12 protein-coding genes and 1 pseudogene are annotated in these 19353 nt (G+C 30.5%); 2 read left to right on the forward strand and 11 right to left on the reverse strand.

Annotated elements, in window-relative coordinates; translation table 11 throughout:
- Positions 1–30: 30 nt before the first annotated feature.
- Positions 31–840 (forward strand): AraC family transcriptional regulator, encoded by an 810-nt coding sequence (locus tag AXY43_RS28645; RefSeq protein ID WP_341457893.1) that lies wholly within the window; start codon positions 31–33, stop codon positions 838–840.
- A gap of 203 nt (positions 841–1043) precedes the next feature.
- On the opposite strand, the gene AXY43_RS10615 is transcribed toward AXY43_RS28645, so the two are convergent.
- The 10 genes and pseudogenes from AXY43_RS10615 to AXY43_RS10660 all read right to left on the reverse strand — a co-directional run bounded on the left by AXY43_RS10615 (position 1044) and on the right by AXY43_RS10660 (position 15102).
- Complete coding sequence (locus AXY43_RS10615) at positions 1044–1877, reverse strand: DegV family protein (protein ID WP_017210077.1); 834 nt, start codon at positions 1875–1877, stop codon at positions 1044–1046.
- A 476-nt stretch (positions 1878–2353) separates the two neighbouring features.
- Positions 2354–3550 (reverse strand): multiple monosaccharide ABC transporter permease, encoded by a 1197-nt coding sequence (mmsB, locus tag AXY43_RS10620; protein WP_023973620.1) that lies wholly within the window; start codon positions 3548–3550, stop codon positions 2354–2356.
- Positions 3551–3562: 12 nt separating this feature from the next.
- Entirely contained in the window at positions 3563–5098 is a 1536-nt protein-coding gene (gene mmsA / locus AXY43_RS10625; RefSeq protein WP_012060605.1) for a multiple monosaccharide ABC transporter ATP-binding protein, read from the reverse strand.
- A 70-nt stretch (positions 5099–5168) separates the two neighbouring features.
- Complete coding sequence (gene chvE, locus AXY43_RS10630) at positions 5169–6308, reverse strand: multiple monosaccharide ABC transporter substrate-binding protein (RefSeq protein ID WP_023973621.1); 1140 nt, start codon at positions 6306–6308, stop codon at positions 5169–5171.
- A gap of 207 nt (positions 6309–6515) precedes the next feature.
- Positions 6516–6788 (reverse strand): hypothetical protein, encoded by a 273-nt coding sequence (locus tag AXY43_RS10635; protein ID WP_012060607.1) that lies wholly within the window; start codon positions 6786–6788, stop codon positions 6516–6518.
- Between the two features lie 660 nt (positions 6789–7448).
- Positions 7449–9056, reverse strand: a complete 1608-nt coding sequence (locus AXY43_RS10640) for a xylulokinase (protein ID WP_105411527.1) — start codon at positions 9054–9056, stop codon at positions 7449–7451.
- A gap of 606 nt (positions 9057–9662) precedes the next feature.
- Complete coding sequence (tkt, locus tag AXY43_RS10645) at positions 9663–11654, reverse strand: transketolase (protein ID WP_105411528.1); 1992 nt, start codon at positions 11652–11654, stop codon at positions 9663–9665.
- A 668-nt stretch (positions 11655–12322) separates the two neighbouring features.
- Positions 12323–12970 carry a fructose-6-phosphate aldolase gene (fsa, locus tag AXY43_RS10650; RefSeq protein WP_023975892.1) on the reverse strand — a complete coding sequence of 216 codons (648 nt, stop codon included), beginning with the start codon at positions 12968–12970 and terminating at the stop codon, positions 12323–12325.
- A 238-nt stretch (positions 12971–13208) separates the two neighbouring features.
- Positions 13209–13895 (reverse strand): L-ribulose-5-phosphate 4-epimerase, encoded by a 687-nt coding sequence (locus AXY43_RS10655; protein ID WP_012060611.1) that lies wholly within the window; start codon positions 13893–13895, stop codon positions 13209–13211.
- A 134-nt stretch (positions 13896–14029) separates the two neighbouring features.
- A pseudogene (locus AXY43_RS10660) lies at positions 14030–15102 on the reverse strand (GntR family transcriptional regulator).
- Positions 15103–15664: 562 nt separating this feature from the next.
- Here AXY43_RS10660 and araA point away from each other — a divergent pair.
- Complete coding sequence (gene araA / locus AXY43_RS10665; RefSeq protein ID WP_105411529.1) at positions 15665–17134, forward strand: L-arabinose isomerase; 1470 nt, start codon at positions 15665–15667, stop codon at positions 17132–17134.
- A 196-nt stretch (positions 17135–17330) separates the two neighbouring features.
- Here araA and AXY43_RS10670 read toward each other — a convergent pair whose 3' ends face one another.
- A complete protein-coding gene (locus AXY43_RS10670; RefSeq protein WP_023973855.1) occupies positions 17331–19100 on the reverse strand; it encodes a sensor histidine kinase in 1770 nt (589 codons plus the stop codon).
- Between the last annotated feature and the right edge of the window lie 253 nt (positions 19101–19353).

Genomic DNA, 19353 nt, shown 5'->3' on the forward strand with positions numbered 1-19353 from the left:
ATTTTTAATAACATAAATTATGTAGATATTATACTTTATCAATTTGGCTCAGAACGTTGTGATCCCCTACATTCATTTGGCCCCACGGTTAAAAATCATTTTCTTTTCCATTATGTTCTATCTGGAAAAGGAAGACTCTACTCATTTAATAAAGGAACACAAAATGACTCCTCCATTTATACTATAAAAGCGGGGGAAGGTTTCTTATTAACCCCAAATATAATTAACACTTATGAGGCTGATAAAGATGATCCCTGGAATTATGTTTGGGTAGAATTTGAAGGCTTAAAAGCCCAACGATATCTTGAAGAAATAGGTCTATCAAGCAAAAATCCAATTTTTACACCTAAAGAATATAATAATGATGATAATTCTATAAAGGACAATCTAATGTTTTTATTAAATAACCCAAGTGCTCCTGATTCAGCTATTTTAGGTCATCTTTATTTATTCTTCTATGCTCTACTAGAAAATTCAAGTTTTAATAACACCAAAAGTGCTAGTAATCTTCAAGAATTTTATGTAAGAGAAGCTATAAATTACATTGAAAAGAATTATAACAATAATATTTCTGTTGAAAATATCGCAAAATGGTGTAACTTAGATAGAAGTTACTTTGGTAAAATATTCAAAAACTCTATGAAAACTACTCCTCAGGAGTTTTTAATTAAGTATAGGTTGTCTAAAGCATGCGAAATGTTGAAGGATAATAATATATCTATTAGAGAAATTTCTGAACTAACTGGATATCCAAATCAGTTTCACTTTTCTAGATCCTTCAAAGAAGTCTATAATATGTCTCCTAGGCAATGGAGAAATCAAAATAAAACTAAGTTATAACTTCTTCTATATTCAAAAAATAAGCAAGCTTTACATTAACTATATTAACTAATGCAAAGCTTGCTTTATATTTCTTATTTTATTAAATATTTTCTTAGGATTATCTACTGATATCATTCATCTAAATATTTTATGTAATGACATTCTCATAAATCAAAATAGCTAACTGTGAAATTATATAATTAATATTTTATAATTTAGCGTTAGTAGCAAATTACAATCCCACCATCATCAGCATAAACAGTACTTAATCCGCTTCCTTCAAAAATTATTATATCTTCAAAGTTATATTTGTTTTTTATTTCTTCCTTAAGCTTTTCTGCTTTTTCTCTTGCATTTATATGCCCTATTCCTAGAACCTTATTTTTAAAATCGCTGCCTTCTTCACCTATTAGGTCTATTAGTCTATTAAATGCCTTTTTCTTCCCTCTTACTTGCTCTTTTAGCACAATTTCTCCATCGTTAGCAGTCATAATTGGAGTAACTTGCAGAAGTGATCCCATTAAAGCTTTTGCACTGCTTATCCTACCATTCTTAACTAGGTTGTCCAATTTATCTAAAACAAATAATGTCTTCATATTTTCTATGTATTCAGTAACTTGCTCTACAATCTGAGAATTATGTGCTTTTTCTTCAATTAACTTTTTTATTTTTAAAACAACTAGATCAGCTCCAGATACTGCTGTCTTACAATCGAATACATGAACGAAACTTTCTGGAAACTCTTCTTGAAACATTTCCTTTGCCAATACAGCACTATTATGTGATCCACTTAATTTACCAGAAATGGTTACAACAAAATTATTTTTACACTTTTTTAAAGCTTCTAGAAAATCATGTGGCGATGGGCATGCTGTTTTAATTTTGTTTTTGCTGCTTTTCATTTTTTCAAGTAGATCATTTATATTTACATTCTTATCAACGATTTCTTCATCATCAATAATAATTTTAAATGGAATTCTTTCCATATACTCTTCATTTCCAAAAACTTCATTATTAAAATCAACACAACTGTCTACTATTATTCTAGTATTCATTTTATTCCTCCATCTTTTTCATTTGTAGTTCTAATACTTTATCTATCAACTCATTTAATTAATAACGCTTGCCTAAATTAATATATAATTGTCCACTAAATTATATATTAATTTTACTATTATTAGTAGTTCTTTTTTTCTTAACATATATATTGAAAAAGTAATCCTTCATTATAATTCTAAAAATATCACAAGAATTTTAGCCGCAATTGTGAATCGTTGAAATGTGAATTTCAACACATATACATATCTAAAAACAAAGTATTATAAGTAGTACTATTTAATACTTACTCTTAACGATATATCTTTCAAATTATACGTAATAGTAAAAGGCAAGTTCTGCACATATATAAAATATTTAGTGCAGAACTTACCTTAACCTCATACATTTTCTTTTTCTTAATTTATTTAACACATTTTATTAACAAACTATGTTTTAAAGTTTGAAGAAACCATTTCTTATATTGCTGCTATATTTATTTCTTTTTCTTTGAATATAAGTCGAATACTACAGCGAATAATAATACAAATCCTTTGATAGCTTGTTGCCAGTTATTATCAACTCCCATTAAAGACATACCATTATTAAGTACTCCCATTACAAGTCCACCAACAACTGCTCCTAAAATTCTTCCAGTACCACCTGCTGTAGATGCACCACCTATATAGCAAGCTGCTAAAGCATCTAATTCGAAGTTAACACCAGCTTTAGGTTGTGCTGAGTTAACACGTGCTGCATAAGCGAGTCCTGCTAATGCTGCCATCAATCCCATATTTACAAATACTAAGAATGTAATCTTATCAACGTTTACACCTGATAAAGCTGCTGCTTTTTTATTACCACCAACTGCATATACTTGTCTACCAAATACTGTTTTAGTAGTAATGAATGAGTAAATTGCTATTAATACTCCTGCTATTATTAATATATTTGGTATACCTTTATAAGATGCTAATACAAAGCTTCCACCCATAATTACTACAACTGATATTATATTTTTAGCAAGGAACATTGAATTATGATCAACATTGAAATTATATTTTTGAAGTTTCTTTCTTCCTTTTATATTATTAAATACCATGATTGCTGATAGTATAACACCTATAATCATTGCTGATCCTACTAAGTAAATATCACCCATTTTAAAGTAGAATAGTGGAGGTATGAATCCAGATCCTAAGTTCGCAAATTCATTTGGGAATGGAGCTATTGTCTTACCATTTAATATTATCATTGAGAATCCTCTAAAGATTAATTGTCCCGCTAATGTTACAACAAATCCTGGAATTGCTTTATACGAAATCCAATATCCTTGTACAGCTCCAACAGCTGCACCTATTAAAAGTGATAGAACAACAGATACTACCGGATTCATTCCTTTATTAACCATAAGAACACCGGCTATTGCTCCAACAAAGGCACACACTGAACCAACCGCAAGATCGACCGTACCTACAATAACTACTAAAAGCATTCCAACTGCAAGAATAAGTACGTAACCATTTTGCTGAATTAAATTTGTTATGTTAAGTGATTTTAACATAACTCCCTTAGTTAAAATCGAGAATATAACTACTACCACCAATAATGCAACTAGCATACCATTGTCTTTCATAAATTTATTAAATGTATTTTTTGCAACTTTTTTTTCTTCAACTCTTGCTTCACTCATTTTACTACCTCCCTATTTTGATGCAACAATTTTACTCATGATAACTTCTTGAGTAGCATCTTTCTTATCTAATTCTCCAATAATCTTTCCTTCGTTCATGACATAGATTCTGTCACTTAATCCAAGGACTTCAGGTAATTCGGATGAAATTACAATAACTGCTTTTCCTTGAGCTACCAAATCATTTATAATTGTATATATTTCGTATTTTGCTCCAACGTCAATTCCCCTAGTAGGTTCATCAAGAATTAGTAAGTCTGGCTCTGCATAAACCCATCTTGAAAGTACTACTTTTTGTTGATTTCCACCACTTAAGTTTCCTGTAATTTGTAATATACTTGGGGTTTTGATTTTCATTGATTTTCTAAATTCTTCTGCAGCTAAAATCTCAACTTGTTCATTTATAACACCATTATTTGAAATTTTGCCTAATGATGCTATTGAAATGTTGTGACGAATATCATCAATTAGGTTTAAACCTGCTTCTTTTCTATCTTCAGTTACATAAGCAATACCTGCATTAATTGCATCTTTAACTGTCTTAATATGAATCTCTTTACCTTCTTTTAAAATGCTACCAGAAATCTTTTGTCCATATGTTCTACCAAAAATGCTCATTGCAAGTTCAGTTCTTCCAGCACCCATAAGCCCGGCAATTCCAAGTACTTCGCCTTTTCTAACTTTTATATTTACATTATCAACCATTTTTCTATCCGGATAATCTGGATGATATACATTCCAATCCTTTATTTCAAACATCACATCTCCAATTTTAGGAGTTCTTTTTGGATAACGGTCTGTAAGTTCACGACCAACCATCCCTTTAACAATTCTATCCTCTGAGATTTGCCCTCCAGAGGCATCTAATGTTTCAATACTAGCTCCATCACGTAGTACTGTTATAGAGTCACATACTCTTGAAACCTCATTTAACTTATGTGAAATTAAAATACATGTAATTCCTTGTGATTTCAACTCTAACATTAATTTTAATAAATTTTCACTGTCATCCTCATTTAATGATGCAGTCGGTTCATCTAGAATTAATAATTTTACGTTCTTTGATAATGCCTTTGCAATTTCAATTAATTGTTGTTTACCAACACCAAGTGTGTTAACTATTGTATCTGGGTCTTCATCTAATCCGACCTTTTTAAGTAATTCTTTAGTTCTAATTCTTACCTCTTGCCAGTCTATAACTCCATGACTTGCAATTTCGTTTCCTATAAATATATTTTCTCCTATACTAAGATGTGGACTCAAAGCTAATTCTTGATGTATAATAACTATTCCATCTGCCTCACTGTCTTTTATGCCTTTATATTTACATGCCTTTCCATTATATAGAATTGCACCTTCGTATGATCCGTGAGGATATATTCCACTTAATACCTTCATTAAAGTTGATTTACCTGCTCCATTTTCTCCACAAAGAGAATGAATTTCTCCTGATTGCACTCTTAAATTAACATTATCTAGTGCTTTTACACCAGGAAATGTCTTAGTTATATTTATCATTTCAAGAATAATATCATTGTCTTTTAACATACGTCACGCCCCTCCTTATTTGAATGATAGTGCAACAAAGTTGTCCGCACTATCATTACTGCTGTTAATCTTATTTAGAAAGATCTGCTTCTTTTAAATATCCTGAATCAATTAGAACTTCTTTATAGTTTGTTTTATCTACAGATACAGGTTGACATAAGTAAGATGGTACAACTTTTACTCCATTGTTGTAAGTCTTCTCATCATTAACTTCAGCTTTTTGACCTTTAATAGCTGCATCGATTGTTTTAACAGCTTGAGCTGATAATTTTCTTGTATCTTTGAATATTGTTGATGTTTGCTCTCCCGCAATTATAGATTTAATTGAAGCTGTTTCTGCATCTTGACCTGTAATTACTGGCCATGGAAGATCCCCTGAACCATATCCAACACTTCTTAACGCTTCTACAACACCACGGCTTATACCATCATAAGGAGATAATACAGCATCAACTTTTTTACCACCTGAGTAGTTAGCAGTTAATATATTTTCCATTCTTGATTGTGCCAAAGCTCCATCCCATCTTAATGTACAGATTTCATCAAATTTAGTTTGACCTGAAACTACAGTTAATTTCTTAGAATCTATATATGGTTGAAGTACTTCCATTGCACCTTCAAAGAACATATGAGCATTATTATCATCTGGAGATCCAGCAAATAATTCTATGTTAAATGATTTTTGTGCATTTTTTAAATCTAATTTCTTTTCTATATATTGACCCATTTGGTTTCCTACAAGTTTATTATCAAAAGAAATGTAATAGTCTACATTTGCAGTATTTTTAATTAAACGGTCATAAGCTATAACAGGAATTCCTGCATCTTTAGCCTTTTGACAAACATCAGTTAAAGATTCACCATCGATATTTGCAATTACTAAGCCACTAACACCTTTTGTAATTAAGTTTTCTGCTTGTGATACTTGAGTTTCTACAACGTCTTCAGCATATTGAAGATCTGTATTATAGCCAAGATCTTTTAACTGTTTTACCATGTCATTTCCATCATTTATCCAACGTTCAGAAGATTTAGTTGGCATTAAAATACCTATTGTTTTTCCGCTTCCTGATCCCCCGTCAGTTTTTCCCTGTGACTCTGTTTTAGAATTATCTGCATCTGAGTTTGGAGCACTAGTTGTTACACTACATCCACCGATAGAACCTAGTAATGCCATTGATAATAACATAGCCATTAATTTTTTCTTCATAATATTTTCTCCCTTCAACTTCCCATATAATAAATTATAAATTTATATTTTCTTTTAATCTGCTTAATAGTTATCATTTCTGATAAATTAAAGTGGACTAAAAGTTAATATTCTAAATTATTAAAACAATATAATTTTTTTAATACACTTATAACCAAAAATTAAACTTTATTAATACGTTTTCATCAAATTCAGACATGTTCTTATTTATTTTGACATATTATAAGTTAACTCAAGAATAACTAATATAGCCATAGCATTAGCATATTTACTACTAATATTGAATTTATACTCTGGATTCTTTCTCTTATAAATCATTGGTATTCCTACTCCAAGCAAAATGGCTAATCCAAATATAGCTAGTACACCAAAAGAAGAAGTAATTATTCCTGAATCGATAGAAATAAAATATAGTAATAAGCCAGGAGCTACTAGATAGTATAATAATTTGTTACATAAAGTAATGTGCTTTTCATTCATAAAATTCCTCCCCTATCCTAGTAAATATTATTGTTTAATGTTTGATTGATATTATTCATATAATTTGAATATATATCATGGAAAATACATTTTCCTATATATGCTCTATGATATATATCTTGTAAGTACATCAATATTCTTCTTTATTATCATAATAAAAATTTACATTAACATTTATTTATATATGTATCCTGCTTGTACAAATTGAGAATAGCCTATCTTGTCACTTCTATCTGATACACATACTCTAACTCTTAATGTGTTATAATTTTAGAAGAAGTACTTGTTAATATGTTGTACGTACTTCATGTATTTATTATATATCGTTTTCATCACTATAGCAATAGTTTTTTTTATATTGTATGTACAATTTTATTATATTTCTTTACCAATGTGCATACATCTAGGATTCGTTGCAATAAAATGTTCAATTTTAACTTGTTAAACTAGAAATCAGAGCATGCTAAAGTATATATAAGCTGATTCTTAGCCGCTTCAATGATATTTTTACAATCTTTATGAATCGAAATATCTATAATTGAGGTGAGTTATAATATAAACACAAATTGTATATTTTTTATCTATTCCTTTATTATTTATAGATAATAGATAATAAGGTTGAATCCTTTTTATTGAATTCAACCTTATTAATCATACTTTCTATTTAAGGCTATCTATCGCTGTTCTTTCAATAGCAAGCCCACTAGTGTAGCGTTTTATAAATTCATTAAATCCTTCAACATCTTTAGAATCTGGATCTATTTTTGTACCTATTTGTCCTGCAAACACTTTATTTGTAAGATAATCGTCTAATGTCTCATTTTCATCTTTATTTATCATATAAGATGCAAGTACTGCAATTCCCCACGCTCCGCCTTCAGCAGCAGTTTCCATCACAGAAACTGGTGCATCTATAGCTGCTGCCATTATCTTTTGTCCTACACCTTTAGTCTTAAATAAACCCCCATGTCCTAACATTTCATCGACCTTAACACCTTCCTCTTTAAGAAGAAGGTCCAAACCAGTTTTTAGCGCTCCTAATGATGTAAATAAATGTACACGCATAAAATTAGCTAGATTGAATTTACTCTCTGCTGAACGTACAAATAGTGGGCGTCCTTCTTCAAAACCAGTTATATGCTCACCTGAGAAGTAATTATAAGCTAATAATCCGCCACAATCCGAATCCCCTTCAAGTGCCTTATTATATAGAGTTGCAAATAACTTATTCATATCAACTTCTACACCAAATGCCTCTGCAAATTCTTTAAATAATCCAACCCAAGCATTGAGATCCGAAGTACAGTTATTACAATGAACCATAGCCACTAAATTACCAGTAGGAGTTGTAACTAAGTCTATTTCTTCATATGCTTTTGATAACTCTTTTTCAAGTACGATCATAGCAAAAACAGATGTTCCTGCTGATACATTACCTGTACGCTTTGCAATACTGTTAGTTGCAACCATTCCTGTTCCTGCATCACCTTCTGGAGGGCAGAATTGAATACCTGCTTTTAATTGCCCTGTAACATCTAAAAGCTTTGCACCTTCTTCAGTAAGTACGCCTGCATTTTCTCCAGCTAACAATACCTTTGGTAAAATATCTCCAAGTTTCCATGAAAAATTCTTAGGAGCTACTAACTCATCAAATTGATCAATCATACGTGCATTATAATTCTTTGTATCTATATCAATAGGGAACATTCCAGATGCCTCTCCAACACCTATAACTTTTTCACCTGTTAATTTCCAATGAATATATCCTTCTAAAGTTGTTTGGAAATCTATATCAGCCACATGTTCTTCACCGTTTAATATTGCTTGGTAAAGATGAGCAATACTCCATCTTTGAGGGATATGATAGTTAAATAATTTTGTTAATTTTTCTGAGGCTTTTTCAGTAATAGTGTTACGCCATGTACGGAACGGCACCAAAAGATCTCCCTCTTTATTAAAAACCATATATCCATGCATCATAGCACTGAATCCAATTGCGCCTATTGTTTCAATAGTAACTCCATATTTTTCTTTGACATCTTCAGCCATCTTCTTATAACTATCTTGAACGCCAGTCCAGATATCATCTAAACCATAAGTCCAAATATTATTAACATATTTATTTTCCCAATCATGGCTCCCTGAAGCTATTGGAGTATTATTTTCATCTATTAAAACTGCTTTAATTCTAGTTGAACCTAGTTCAATACCAAGCACTGTCTTACCATTAATAATGGCATTTTTTATATTGCTCATCTCTAATCCCATAAAAACCTCCACTACGTGTAATTTTTTTAAATCGTTTACTTATTATGTGATAAATTTATATTATTATTATAGTTAAATTAAATAAATCTTAATTTTAAAATAATTTCTAATCTCTTCTGAATATCATTCCATTGTAATATTACTAAACCTAATACAAAATAACTCTTATAATCACCTAATGTCCAGCCCTCATACCGTTACCGTCCCCAGCTCAATGTAAGATCGGAATGCAATAATGACTAGACATTAGATAAATAATTTTATTAAATTCTAAAACTGCTTTATTGTCATATTAATTTATATACATTTATTAAAAATCTATAAATATATTTCTAACCAATAATTTATTATTGTAATTACATAATTTCACACTAATCTTTTCACACATCTTCATACATATCTTTTAATAATTTTAACTTTTATAATAATGAATAGATTGGTTTTAATATATTTATAGATTAATTAATTTACACACTTTTAATCCAAATCTTTTTATATATGTTTAGCTATATTTATTAATATTTTAAGGTTAAATCTATTTTTCTAAAGTTTTACTATAATCACTAAATTTCCTCTACTATATCGTAGATTTGATTACTTTAATATCTATTTCTTTGCTACATTAATAGCCTTTTCAACAACATTTTCTACAGTGAATCCAAATTTCTCGAATAGGATTTCTGCTTTACCTGATGCTCCAAAAGTATCTAAAGATATAACATCTCCATCAAGACCTACATATTTATGCCATCCAAAGCTTGTTAATGCTTCTACTGCAACTCTTGCACGAACTTTATTTGGCATAACTGATTCTTTATAGGCTTCATCTTGAGCATCAAATAATTCAAATGATGGCATACTGATAACTCTTGCATCTATACCTTTAGCTTCTAATTCAGCTGCTGCTTTGTAGATTAATTCTACTTCTGACCCTGATGCCATTAGAAGTACATCTGGAGTTTCTTTCTTAGAATCTTTTAAGATATATCCACCCTTTAATGCTCTCTTAGGACATCCATCATATAGTGGTAACTTTTGTCTTGTTAATACTAATGATGTTGGAGTAGTTCCATTAGTTACAGCATAGTACCAAGCTGCTGCAGTTTCTTTTGAATCTGCTGGTCTAAATACTGTCATGTTTGGCATACTTCTAAGAGCTGCTAATTGTTCTATTGGTTCATGAGTTGGCCCGTCTTCCCCTACTCCAATGCTATCATGTGTTAATACATAAGCTACTGGAAGATTCATAAGAGCTGATAATCTCATAGCACCCTTCATGTAATCACTGAATACAAAGAATGTTGCACAGAATACTTTAAGTCCTCCATGAGCATACATTCCGTTAGCGATAGCTGCCATAGCATGTTCTCTAACTCCAAAGTGAAGGTTTGATCCACTTCTATCTTCTGCTGAGAAATCTCCTCTATCGTTCATATGAGTTTTGTTAGATGGAGCTAAATCTGCTGATCCTCCAATGAAGTTTGGAATTAGTTTAGCTAATCTATTTATCATTATTCCTGAAGATTCTCTTGTAGCCATTTCTTTATCAAAGCTCCAAAGTTCTTCGTTGTTTAATAAAGCTTCTTTATCAAGTTCTCCACTCATCCATTTAGTATATTCTGCTGCAAGTTCTGGATAAGCTTTTGCATATGCTTTGAATAGCTGATTCCAAGCTTCTTCAGTCTTTTCACCTTTTGCTATGTGTTCATTCATATTTGTGTACACTTCGTCTGGTACGTAGAATGCAGGCTCTGTCTTCCATCCTAAGTTTTCCTTCATAGCAATTACATTTTCAGCTCCTAAAGGTTCACCATGTGCTGAAGCTTTTCCTTGTTTTGCTGGACATCCAAAACCAATTTGATTTTTAACTATTATAATAGATGGTTTTGTTGTTTCTGCTTTAGCTGCTTCTATTGCTTTTTCTATAGTATCTATATCATTTCCATCTGCTACATTTAGCACTTGCCATCCATAAGCTTCGTATCTCTTAGCTACATCTTCTCTAAATGCTATGTCTGTATTTCCTTCAATTGAAATATTATTCGAATCATATAATACAACTAATTTTCCAAGACCTAAAGTTCCAGCAAGAGATGACGCTTCTCCTGAGATACCTTCCATAAGGCATCCGTCTCCAACTATAGCATATGTATAGTGATCAACTACGCTATAATCTGGTTTATTGAATTTTTCTGCAAGATGTGCTTCTGCTATAGCAAAACCTACTGCATTACAAATACCTTGTCCAAGTGGTCCTGTTGTTATTTCAACACCTTTTGTATGACCAAACTCTGGATGTCCTGGTGTTAAACTTCCGAATTGTCTAAAGTTTTTAATATCTTCAACTGTAAGTCCATATCCAAATAAATGTAGCAATGAATATTCAAGCATTGAACCATGTCCTGCTGATAATACAAATCTATCTCTGTTATCCCATTCAGGGTTCTTTCCATTATGATTCATCTTTGTCCATAATGTATAAGCCATTGTAGCTGATCCAAGTGGTAAACCTGGATGTCCTGATTTTGATTTTTCAATAGCATCTGCTGATAATACTCTTATTGCGTTAATAGATAATTTATCTAATTCTCTACTCATCTTTATCCTCATTTCATAGACATATTTTTTTATAAGTTCTTAGTTGTGCTAATTAAGTCCCATGCTGCGCTTCGAATTCATTTCAAACCTGAAATAATCTTAGCTATCCTTCATTATCTTTTCAAAAGGTTCCTATTTTACCACACCTTTTGAAGTTGTTTTATGTTTTCATTTATAAATTCTTAAATTCCTATATTCTTAAATTCTTTCATTCTTAACTTCTTATATTCTTATATTCTTATATTCTTAAGAATATATATTTTTATCTCTGTCATTTGGAACATGAATAAATCATAAATGATAGTCATACTTTTGCGAAAGCATTATATCAAAATATTTATCCATAAACATTTACACTTTCCTAATTTCAGAATCTAGCCATTATATCTATAAATTACTCTTGTATTTTTAAAATGTATCCTATAGATATTACTCTTTATATTATTACTATACTTTGAAAAATATCTATGCTAGAAGTAAGGAACATGTTTTGTGAAGTGTTTCATTAGAAATTTTGACGGTTGTGCTTCTTGGTTATAAGTTGTTCCAAAACGCTTGTTCAAAACTTGTTTTTGAGACTAGCATTTTGGGTACAACTTGTAATCTTAGAAGCACCCGTTAAAATTTCTTAGAAACCGGAACAAAAGCTTGTTCCTTACTTCGGCAATTTATTTTCCAAATGCTGCTGCCCAGTCTGCTTTGAATCTTTCTAATCCTTGATCTGTTAATGGGTGTTTTAACATTTGCATTACTAAACTATAAGGTACTGTTGATATATCTGCGCCTGCTTTTGCTGCTTCTATTACATGAATTGGATTTCTTACGCTTGCTGCTATTATTTCTGTTTCTATTCCATGAACTGCAAATATTTCTGCTATATCTCTAACTAAATCCATACCTATCATTGAGATGTCATCTACTCTTCCAAGGAATGGGCTTACATATGTTGCTCCTGCATTTGCTGCAAGTAAGCTCTGAGTTGCTGAGAATATTAATGTTACATTTGTTTTAATTCCTTCACTTGCTAATACTTTAGTTGCCTTTAATCCTTCAGCTGTCATTGGAATCTTTACTATCATATTCTTATGAATTGCTGCAATTTCTCTTCCTTCTTTTATCATTCCTTCAGCATCTTCACTTACAACTTCTCCACTTATTGGTCCATCAACTATTTCTGTAATTTCTTTTATTACTTCATTGAAGTCTCTTCCTTCTTTTGCTATTAATGATGGATTTGTTGTTACACCACATATTACTCCCATTTCATTTGCTTCTTTAATGTGTTCCACATTTGCTGTGTCTAAGAAAAATCTCATTTTATTAACATCTCCTCTTTATATATTTTGTTTGTTATTTAGCAACAAACTATTATTTGCATATTTACCTTCCATTTAATATTTATGTTTCATAATATTAAATTTAGACATTTTCTTTTTTAACTTCAATTTTATACGTCACTTTTTAATTCATACTTATTAAGGAGAATTTACAAAGGAGTTCCAATTGCTGATTAAAAATTCTCCTTAAAAATATGTTGGTTTATACTATGATATCTTATTGTCCATAATATGCATTCGCACCATGTTTTCTAAGATAATGTTTATCTAAAAGGTGCTGTTTGACACCCTTTACATCTTTGTTTAAAGTCATTGTCTTATATGCCATTTCAGCAACTTTATCTAATACTACTGCATTGTAAACTGCTGAATTAGCATCTTTTCCCCAAGCGAAAGGACCATGGTTTTTAACTACAATAGCTGGAACTTCTAATGGATTTTTATCTCCAATAGTTTCAACTATTACATTTCCTGTTTCTTTTTCATATTCTCCACTAATTTCTTCATCTGTTAGATCCCGAGTACAAGGAATATCCCCATAAAAATAATCTGCATGTGTTGTCCCAAAAGCTGGTATACTCATTCCTGCCTGAGCAAAAGTTGTTGCCCAATCTGAATGAGTATGAACAACGCCTCCAACACTCGGATAAGTTTTATACATAACTAAGTGAGTTGGAGTATCTGTTGAAGGTTTATACTTTCCTTCTACAACATTTCCTTCTAAGTCTACAACTACCATATCTTCTGCTTTCATAGTATCATAATCAACACCACTTGGTTTTATAACTACTAATCCAGTTTCTCTATCGATTTCACTAACATTTCCCCAAGTGTAGATTACAAGACCTTTTCTTTGAAGTTCCATATTAGCTTCATAAACTTTTTCCTTTAATTTCTCTAACATTTAAACACCCCTATCTGCTTGTTGTATGTATGTACGTACAAGCGTACATAAAAAAATAATATCTAATATATATCATTAAAGTTTATCTTTGCTCCAGTAACCCAAAATCAAGTCATCTAAAGCAAAGATAAAATTTAAACTCTAGAACAAGAATCTCTAACAATAAGTTCAGCACTGTATGTGTATTGAGGCTTATCTATTCTTCCCTCAATCATATCTATAATGCATTTGGCTGCTCTTATTCCCATTTCTTCTTTCGGATGCTTTATTGTTGTAAGTTTAACACCTGATGAAACTGCTAAACTAGAATCATCGAAACTTACTATTGATAAATCTTTTGGTATCTCTATATTTTCTTTTCTACAATTATCTATTACCTTCAAGCAACCTTATCATTATAGCAAACAATTGCGGTTGGCTTTTCTTCAAGATTTAAAATCTTCTTTATAAACTGGTCTATATACATCTCTTGATTATCAGTTATATATTCTCCTACTATACTTTTGTTAAAACTCAAGTCATATTCGTTTAGGGCCTTTATGTAACCCCTTCTTCTCTTTTCACCTTGTAAATCATCTGCTTTAAATAATGCAGCTATGTTTCTATGACCAAGTTCTAATAAATAATTAGTAAGCTTGTACCCTCCCTGTTCATCATCTACTACAATATATGCAGAATTTTCTTCATCACAATTAGCATTTATTGCAATATATTTTATATTGTTCTTTTCTAACTTTTTAATGCTATCATGATGCAGGTTATTTATTGTACTTTGTGCTGGTTCAACTATTAGTCCTGATATATCTTGGTTTATGATATCCTCAAAACATCTTCTTTCATTCTCAATGTCGTTGTTACTATTAAATAATAATAAATTATATCCCTTACGTCTTAATTCTTCCTCTATACCTGATATAATTTTAGGAAAAATATAATCTGATATATAAGTTGTAAGAACAGCAACATTTTTTTTAACTTCATTAGTTTTTTTGTTAGAGTAAAAGCTTCCTTTTCCTCTTTCTTTATATATCCAGCCTTCTTGTACTAAATAAGTAAGAGCTTGTCTTACAGTGTGCCTACTTACATTAAATAAGTTGGCTATTTCATTTTCGGAAGGTAATTGGTCTCCTGCTGAAACCTTGTTTTCTTCTATTAGGCTGATATAGTAATTTTCTATTAATTCGTGCTTTGTTTCAGCTTCTTTCATCTTTTTCAACTACTTTCATCAAATAACTATGCAATAACTTCTTAAAATATAAATCGATTTCTTTAAAAGTATATTTCAAAAAGTTGTACGCACTTGATGATTTGATTATATCTCTATTCCCTATATATATCAATAGTTTTTTCTAAAATTTATTTAAACACAAAGGTTAACCATACATCATCTACTTTAATAATTTTTATCGTAATCTCAAATATAAATTTCACTGCAAGGCTGTCTTTACCTAATTTAAACCATAATAATGTCTATCTGGAAAGTTAATATTTTTTATTTTTTTCATTTTACATCTTGTATGTACAACATTATTGTATTATAATAAGCTTGTACATACATCAAAAACTTGTTTGTACTCATGAAAAGGTATACTAAATTTAGATAAGCATTTTTATTTATCCAATAGCTAGCATCCGTAGTACTCCATCTTCTTAAGTGAGAGATAACGGCCGCAAGCTCCTGGACTAGGTGCCCCTTAAGGGTATAAATTCAAGGTGGAGTTAAAATTCCACTTAAAAAGTTTCACTTTATATATTAGGAGGAATGTTAAATGTTAAAAGTAAAAAATTATGAATTTTGGTTTATTACAGGAAGTCAACATCTATATGGTCCTGAAGTAATAGAGCAAGTATCTGATAATTCAAAGATAATAGTTGATGAATTAAACAAAAAGGATTTACCTTATAAAATAGTCTTTAAAACAGTTGCTACTGATTCTCCTTCAATTAGAAAAGTATGCAACGATGCTAATAACGATGAAAACTGTGCTGGTATAATTACTTGGATGCATACATTCTCACCAGCTAAAATGTGGATTCATGGTTTAACTGAACTAAGAAAACCATTACTTCATCTCCATACTCAATTTAATAAAGAAATTCCTTGGGGAACAATTGATATGGACTTCATGAACTTAAACCAAGCAGCTCATGGAGATAGAGAATTTGGATATATTGGAGCTAGACTTGAAATAGCTCGTAAAATAGTAGTTGGTCACTGGACAGATGCTTCTGTTTCTGCTGATATAGCTAAATGGATGGCTCCTGCTGTTGCATTTACTGAAGGACACAGTATTAAGGTTGCTCGTTTCGGAGATAACATGAGAAATGTAGCCGTTACTGATGGTGATAGAATAGAAGCTCAAATTAAATTTGGTTGGATAGTTGATTACTATGGAGTTGGTGACCTAGTTAAATCAATGGATACAGTTACAGAAGATCAAATAGATGAACTTATGGCTGAGTACTCTAAATTATATGATATAGATCCTAAAGCTTCTATAGACTCTATCCGTGAACAAGCTAAAATTGAAATTGGTTTAAGAACTTTCTTGGATGCAAGAGGATATACAGCTTTCACAACTAACTTCGAAGCACTTCACGGAATGAAACAGCTTCCAGGTCTTGCTGTTCAACATCTAATGGCTGAAGGTTATGGCTTTGGTGCTGAAGGAGATTGGAAGACTGCTGCACTTCTTAGAGCTATGAAAATCATGGCTGGTGGAAAAGGTACAGGATTGATGGAAGATTACACTTATAACATGGATTCAGAAAATGGATTGATTCTTGGTGCACACATGCTTGAAATATGTCCAACACTTGCTGCAACTAAGCCAGTTATTGAAGTACACCCACTTGGAATTGGAGGCAAAGAAGATCCAGCTCGTTTAGTATTTAAAGGTGCTTCTGGTCCAGCTGTTGCTGCTTCATTAATTGATATGGGTAACAGATTCCGTTTAATTGTTAATAGTGTTGATTGTGTTGAAGTAACTGAAGATATGCCTAACTTACCAGTAGCAAGCGTTCTTTGGAAACCACAACCATCATTAAAAGAAGGTGCTAAAGCATGGATTATGGCTGGTGGTGCTCACCATACTAGCTTCTCATTCTATGTTGATGAAGAACAATTATTAGATTGGGCTGATATGGTTGGAGTTGAATGTGTAGTAATTAATAATGACACTAAACTTTCAACATTCAAAAACGAACTAAAGTTTTCTAGTGCCGCTTGGAAATTCTGATTAATAGTGCTATAAATCTTATTTATATAAAAGTGGTAAATATTGATTGATGATTTTAGAATATATTTCATTAACCTTCCAGAAAGAAATAATAGACTCTCTACAATCCTAATATTTACCACTCCCCTTATTTGATAAAATATAAATAGGTAAAATCCGATATCCGGATTTTACCTATTTTCATTATGACCTAATATTATTCTGGCTCAATTATTGGATGTCTAAGCTCAACAATTGTCCCCTCTCCAAGAATACTTCTGTAGACTAACCCATACTCACTTCCATGTATAAGCTTTATTCTTTCATTTACATTAAAAATTCCATATCCAATCTGATTCCTATTCCCATCGTTATTATTAAGCATATTATTTATTTTATTTAATGTTTCTTCATCCATACCTTTTCCATTATCAGCTACAGTAAAACATAATAAATTATTTTCAATTTTTCCTGTAATTAAAATCTTCCCATTGCCACGCTTTTCTTTTATTCCATGGTAAATTGCATTTTCAACAATGGGCTGTAATATTAATTTTATTAACTTATAATCAAGTATTTCTTTATCAAATTGAATTTCGTAATCAAGCTTGTCTTCATATCTTATTTTCTGAATAATTAAGTAGCTTTGTACATGACTCAGTTCTTCTTTGACGCTTATTATTTCTTTTCCTTTACTTAAGCTTATTCTAAGCAAGTTAGTAAAGGCTTCTATTATCTCCACTATATCTTCTTCATTATGTTCTTCTGCCATCCACCTTATAGTATCTAAAGTGTTATACATAAAATGCGGCTTTATTTGAGCCTGTAAAACATTCATTTCAGCCAGCCTTTTATTTTTTTCTTCGATTTGTACTAATTTTATAAGATTATTTATTTCTTTTACCATGGTATTAAAAGAGCCGCCAAGTTCCCCTATTTCATCATTATACTTAGCATTAAATGATACTGTTAAATCTCCTTCTTGAGCTTTTCTCATTAACCTTTTTAATTTTTGAATTGGATTTACAATAGATCTTGTAAAGATTATAACTAAAATTTCAGCTATTATTAATGCCAAAATAGCTACTACAAAAGAATAATATCTTATATATTTAATAACTCGTAAACTCTCACTTTCAGGAAATACTCCAATTGTTTCCCATCCTGTATATTTTGAATCAATCTTTGTCAATTGATAATTTTCTCCATTAATATTTTTTATTATTATATCGTTGTTAATATTCTCTATCCATTCATTTTTAATTCTATATACTATATTATTAACAGGAGTATAAACAATCTCTTTGTTCATATCCATAATATAAATAAAACCCGCAGTTCCTGGTCTTGAATTCTCAATAATTTTCTTGATTGCATCTAATTTTATATCAATAAGTATTACACCTTTTATTTGGTTAGTAGATGAATCCACAACAGCTTTAGACATAGAGAAGACTTCATCAGCAGAATAGCGAAAAATATTATCAATGTTCCTACCTATTGGTTTAGTAAATAGGTGTATAGTTTCAGGCTTATTATAAGCCTTTGTATACCATTCTTCATTATATAAAGGATCTCTTGATACTCTGTTCATTACATCACTTATATAACCACCATTAGTGTTTACCACCATTATTCCAGCTATTTCCGGATTGAATTTAACAAAGTTATAAATAGATTTATACGCTTCGTCTTCAATATCAGTATCTTCAGATTTATTATCATTAAGGAATTTTATTATTCTAGGATCGATTGACATATAATTTATAATGTTTTCAGTATTATTAACATAAGATTCAATATTGCTATTTATTTGTTTTATTATTTGATTAGTGTTTTCATTTTGTGAAAAGTTAATTGAATCTTTATATAGTAAATTTCCCAAAGTAGTAATAGTAATAGTAACAATGAGGATTACTCCAAAAAAATAAAATATGAGTTTATCCCCTATGCTCTTATTCATAAAATATGTTTTTAAACTATTCACCCTATACCTCCAAAACATTTGTATAAATCATATCTATCATCCACAAATTAGCACATCTATATTTCAAATTTTATTATTAACTATACTTATAATTAACAAGCCTATATATTAAATTATAGCCCAAACTACCAATACTTGGCATATATATTTATTTAAATATATTACATTCGTTCAAAAATAAAATGAACATTTGTGCTTTCTTATTTTAAAAGATCATACAAATGCTCATTTTATTATATTAATCCATATTATA

The sequence above is a fragment of the Clostridium sp. MF28 genome, assembly GCF_002969175.1.
In the GTDB taxonomy this organism is placed as follows: Bacteria; Bacillota; Clostridia; order Clostridiales; family Clostridiaceae; genus Clostridium; species Clostridium beijerinckii.

Excerpts from the sequence above, each read along its gene's own strand:
- AXY43_RS10615 (WP_017210077.1), bottom strand. The coding sequence starts at position 1,877 with ATGAATACTAGAATAATAGTAGACAGTTGTGTTGATTTTAATAATGAA.
- chvE (WP_023973621.1), bottom strand. The coding sequence starts at position 6,308 with ATGAAGAAAAAATTAATGGCTATGTTATTATCAATGGCATTACTAGGT.
- fsa (WP_023975892.1), bottom strand. The coding sequence starts at position 12,970 with ATGAGATTTTTCTTAGACACAGCAAATGTGGAACACATTAAAGAAGCA.
- AXY43_RS10640 (WP_105411527.1), bottom strand. The coding sequence starts at position 9,056 with ATGGGATTAGAGATGAGCAATATAAAAAATGCCATTATTAATGGTAAG.
- AXY43_RS10655 (WP_012060611.1), bottom strand. The coding sequence starts at position 13,895 with ATGTTAGAGAAATTAAAGGAAAAAGTTTATGAAGCTAATATGGAACTT.
- AXY43_RS10635 (WP_012060607.1), bottom strand. The coding sequence starts at position 6,788 with ATGAATGAAAAGCACATTACTTTATGTAACAAATTATTATACTATCTA.
- tkt (WP_105411528.1), bottom strand. The coding sequence starts at position 11,654 with ATGAGTAGAGAATTAGATAAATTATCTATTAACGCAATAAGAGTATTA.
- mmsB (WP_023973620.1), bottom strand. The coding sequence starts at position 3,550 with ATGAGTGAAGCAAGAGTTGAAGAAAAAAAAGTTGCAAAAAATACATTT.
- araA (WP_105411529.1), top strand. The coding sequence starts at position 15,665 with ATGTTAAAAGTAAAAAATTATGAATTTTGGTTTATTACAGGAAGTCAA.
- mmsA (WP_012060605.1), bottom strand. The coding sequence starts at position 5,098 with ATGTTAAAAGACAATGATATTATTCTTGAAATGATAAATATAACTAAG.